This is a genomic window from Hyphomonas sp. (assembly GCF_040882205.1).
Classification (GTDB): Bacteria; Pseudomonadota; Alphaproteobacteria; order Caulobacterales; family Hyphomonadaceae; genus Hyphomonas.
Window position 1 is genome coordinate 1 of the sequence record NZ_JBBEBT010000180.1, and the last position, 3,964, is coordinate 3,964.

Genomic DNA, 3,964 nt, shown 5'->3' on the forward strand with positions numbered 1-3,964 from the left:
CATCTTGCGATGCCAGAACCTAAATCTGGTGCGTCTACCAATTCCGCCACATCCGCAGGTGGAGGCCTCTTACGCGACGGGCCTGCCGGGGGCAATCACCCGGTTGGACCTGCTTCCGGGCAAGCGGCCGAAACGCCGCTGTAATCGCCCGCCACGCGGCGTGGACAGGGCCTTCCCCGTATGACATAAGCCGCCGCTTCAGGCAGGATTCAGCGTATCCCGGGCCCCTAAACGGCACCCCGGCGACGCCTCATTGACGAAAGACGAGGACATGGAAGTCACTCAGACCAAGGCAGAAGGTCTCAGCCGCACCTTTGAGGTGAAGGTTACCGCCAGCGAACTCCAGGCCAAACTGGCCCAGCGGATCGAGGAAATCCGACCGCAGATGAAGCTCAAGGGCTTCCGCCCGGGAAAGGTTCCCGCCGCTCACGTGCGCAAGATGTACGGCCGCGACCTGATGGGCGAGATGATCGACAAGCTGATTAACGAGACCAACCAGAAGGCGCTCGAGGACAGCGCCCTTCGCCCCGCCGGCCAACCGGCCGTGAAGATGGACGGCGACATCGAGAAAGTCGTGAAGGGTGAGGCAGACCTCGCCTATCAGATGAATATTGACATCATGCCGGAATTCACTCCGGTTGACGCCTCGTCAATGACCATTACGCGCCCAGTCGCCGAAGTGACCGACGAGCAGATCGACGGTTCGCTGAAGCGGATTGCCGAGCAGAACATCAAGTACGAGCCCCGCGCCGAGACGGCGAAAGCCAAAGACGGCGACGCCGTTGTGATCGATTTCGTCGGCAAGATAGACGGCGTGCCGTTCGAAGGCGGCGCAGCCGAACAGCAGTCGGTCGTCCTCGGCTCGAACCGCTTCATCCCGGGCTTCGAAGAGCAGCTCGTTGGCGTGAAGACAGGCGAAGAGAAAGAGCTGAACGTCTCCTTCCCGGAAGACTACCAGGCTGAAACCCTCGCTGGCAAAGCTGCGGTTTTCGAGGTGAAGGTGCACGAAGTGCGCGCGCCGAAAACGCCGGACATCGACGAAGAGTTCGCCAAGGGCCTTGGCCTCGAAAGCCTCGAACAGCTGCGCGGCCTTGTGAAGGATCAGCTCACCGCCGAGCAGGCCAACGCCTCGCGCTCGAAAGCCAAGCGCGACCTGCTCGACAAGCTCGACGTCGCCCACAACTTTGACCTGCCGCCAGGCATGGTGAACATGGAGTTCGACCAGATCTGGCAACAGCTGCAGCGCGAGATGGATGCCGGCCGTGTCACCGACGAAGAGAAATCGAAGCCGGAAGACGAGCTGAAAGCCGAATACCGCAAGATCGCTGAACGCCGTGTGCGGCTCGGCCTCGTGCTGGCCGAGATGGGCCGCATTTCGGACGTCCGTATCACCGAGCAGGAAGTGAACCAGGCCCTGATACGCGAAGCCCGCCAGTATCCGGGCCAGGAGCGCGAAGTGATGCAATTCTTCCAGAAGAACACCAACGCGATGGCCCAGCTGCGCGCGCCGATCTACGAGGACAAGGTCGTCGACCACATCCTCTCGGTCGCCACGGTCGAGGAAGTCACGGTGTCGCGCGAAGAGCTGTTCAAGGAAGACGACGCTTAAGCATTGCTTTCACGCCATATTTCAAAGCCGGCCGGCGCAATCCGGTCGGCTTTTTCTTTGCAGTTTCCAGAGCTGGGCAGGTGGCTTGGTAAACGGATATTAACCAACCTCGCTCAGGTTCGTGCGTAACCACGTTTCTGAGGAATACCCTGTCCATGACGGTCCAGAGCATCCGGCCCCAGCTGACTGAAGACGACATCCTCCGCCTGATGCGGGGTGAGACGCCGGAGCAGCGTGCCTCGGTCGCCCATCGGCTGTGCCGCCGCATTGCGCTGGATGTTCTCACCGACACAGAGAGGGCCTTCGCCGAAGAGATTATCGCCATCCTCGCCGAAGACGCGGCCGATCTGGTGCGCCGCACGCTGGCCGTAACGTTGCGTTCTTCGCCGATCCTGCCGCGCGAGGTTGCGCTGCGCCTGGCGCGCGACATCGAAGCGGTCGCCATTCCGGTCCTGCAGGACTCGCCCGTGTTCACGGACGAGGATCTCGTGGAACTCGTGCTCTCGGTCACCGCTGCCAAGCAGGCCGCTATCGCCAGCCGGGATATGTTGTCGGTCACGATTACCGAAGTCATCTCCGAATATGGCAGCGTAGAGGCTGTTCGCGCGCTCACGTCCAACCGCGGCGCTGAGTGGACCGACAAGGCCTATGACGACACTCTGCGCCGTTTCGGCCGCGACGAGATCGTCCAGGCGGGCCTGATCAAGCGCGACTTTATCCCGGCGCATATCGCCGAGAAGATGGTCTCGCTCGTCTCCGGTCAGCTGTTCGACATCCTCGTCAGCCGCCACGAACTTCCGGCGCAGCTCGCCATCGACCTTGCCGCCAGCGCCCGCGAACGCGCTACGATCGACCTCGTCGAACAGGCCGGGCGCACCAACGATCTGGCGCGCTTCGTCTCGCAGCTGAACCTCAACGGCCGCTTGTCAAACTCATTGATTATGCGCGCGCTGTGCTGCGGTCAGATGCGCTTCGTGGAACATGCACTGGCCGAATTGTCAGGCGTCGGGCATCAGCGCGTATGGCTGATGATCCACGATGCTGGCCCGCTTGGCCTGCAGACTGTATTCGACCGTGCCGGCTTGCCGCGCAAGATGTTACCGGCCTTCAAGGCTGCGGTGAATGTGTTCCACGAGACGCAGCATGACGGCGGGCAGAATGACCGCGCACGGTTCCGTGCACGGATGATCGAGCGCGTGCTGACGCAGTTCCAGGCAATCCCGAAAGACGATCTCGACTACCTGCTCGACAAGCTCGACCATTATTCCGAGATGGCCGCGCGGGACGACGCGAATGCTGAAACCGACGCGGCCTGAATTCAGCCGTCCGTCCGGGGCGCAACTGCGCCCGCGACACCCAGCAGGTTCAGGAAGGTCCCGTCGCGCCAGTTGGCGTGATCGGCTACCACCAGGATGCCGGCCGACTTCGCCGCCAGCACCACATCGCAAAGTTCCTGCGAGGCTTCAAGCGCATCGGCGTCCACCCGGATCGTATCGATAAGGATACGGAAGCTTTCGCTCAGTGGCGTTTGCCAGGACTGGCGCATGTCGATCCCGACGCGGAAGCCGGTCTTGCGCAGGCGCGCAATGCGCGCCGTGCTGTCGGCAGGGTCGCCCGCGAAGGCGGCATCGGTGAACATCATGCAGAATTCCTGCTGGCAGAGGATCGTGCGGCGCACGGCAGCATCGCAGGCAACGGCGGTATCCGGATCAGACAGGGCTGCCATCGGCGCGGCCACCAGTATCGGGCGATGCGGCAACTCCTGCGCGCAGGCTGCGCTCGCGACGCGTTCCAACCGGCCTGCCATCCATTTCGCGGGGCTGGGTATTTCATTGTCATTGGCCATGTTCCCGAAGGATACACGCTCTTCGAATTCCATGGGTTCATAGGCCACGAGGCCAAGCGATTCGCCTCCCAGCAGGTGCATCACGGGCTTGAAGCGGACGGCCGGCGCGCGCGCAGGCTGTAAGAGGTTCATGTTGGGGCGAGGGAAGGGGCGCATCCGGATTCCTTGTTGCGTCACATGCATGGCTCTTGCCTTCCCTAACGGCCGGAGTTGAACATCGCGCGCAACCGGCGGGTCAGTTTTCCCGTAAATTTTAAGGATTTTGGCCACCATGACTGAACCTGCACCGCCCGAACCCCGCCTGTCTGCGACGATCCTGCTGCTTCGCGAGGCGGCGCCGAAGCCTGAAGTGCTGATGGTGAAACGTCATTACGAAATCGATTTTGCGGCCGGCGCGCTGGTATTTCCGGGCGGCAAGGCAGCCGCGGCAGATGCCAGTTCCGATTGGGATGACTGGACGGACGGTGACTTTGGCCCCGTCCAGCAGGATGCCCGCATCGCCGCCATCC

The 3,964-nt window shown here is 62.3% G+C and carries 3 protein-coding genes and 1 pseudogene; 3 read left to right on the forward strand and 1 reads right to left on the reverse strand.

Annotated features, from left to right (window positions below; all coding sequences use genetic code 11):
* The first annotated feature begins 271 nt into the window (after nt 1–271).
* Nucleotides 272–1,609, forward strand: a complete 1,338-nt coding sequence (tig, locus tag WEA77_RS07310) for a trigger factor (RefSeq protein ID WP_368067212.1) — start codon at nt 272–274, stop codon at nt 1,607–1,609.
* Between the two features lie 155 nt (nt 1,610–1,764).
* Nucleotides 1,765–2,925, forward strand: a complete 1,161-nt coding sequence (locus tag WEA77_RS07315; protein WP_368067210.1) for a DUF2336 domain-containing protein — start codon at nt 1,765–1,767, stop codon at nt 2,923–2,925.
* Between the two features lie 2 nt (nt 2,926–2,927).
* On the opposite strand, the gene WEA77_RS07320 is transcribed toward WEA77_RS07315, so the two are convergent.
* Nucleotides 2,928–3,611 (reverse strand): EAL domain-containing protein, encoded by a 684-nt coding sequence (locus tag WEA77_RS07320; protein ID WP_368067211.1) that lies wholly within the window; start codon nt 3,609–3,611, stop codon nt 2,928–2,930.
* 115 nt (nt 3,612–3,726) lie between these two features.
* On the opposite strand from WEA77_RS07320, the pseudogene WEA77_RS07325 reads away from it, so the two are divergent.
* A pseudogene (locus tag WEA77_RS07325) lies at nt 3,727–3,964 on the forward strand (NUDIX hydrolase); the annotation flags it as partial.

What these genes read in the sequence shown, in the direction of transcription:
- tig (WP_368067212.1), top strand. Translation starts at nt 272, where the DNA reads ATGGAAGTCACTCAGACCAAGGCAGAAGGTCTCAGCCGCACCTTTGAG.
- WEA77_RS07315 (WP_368067210.1), top strand. Translation starts at nt 1,765, where the DNA reads ATGACGGTCCAGAGCATCCGGCCCCAGCTGACTGAAGACGACATCCTC.
- WEA77_RS07320 (WP_368067211.1), bottom strand. Translation starts at nt 3,611, where the DNA reads ATGCGCCCCTTCCCTCGCCCCAACATGAACCTCTTACAGCCTGCGCGC.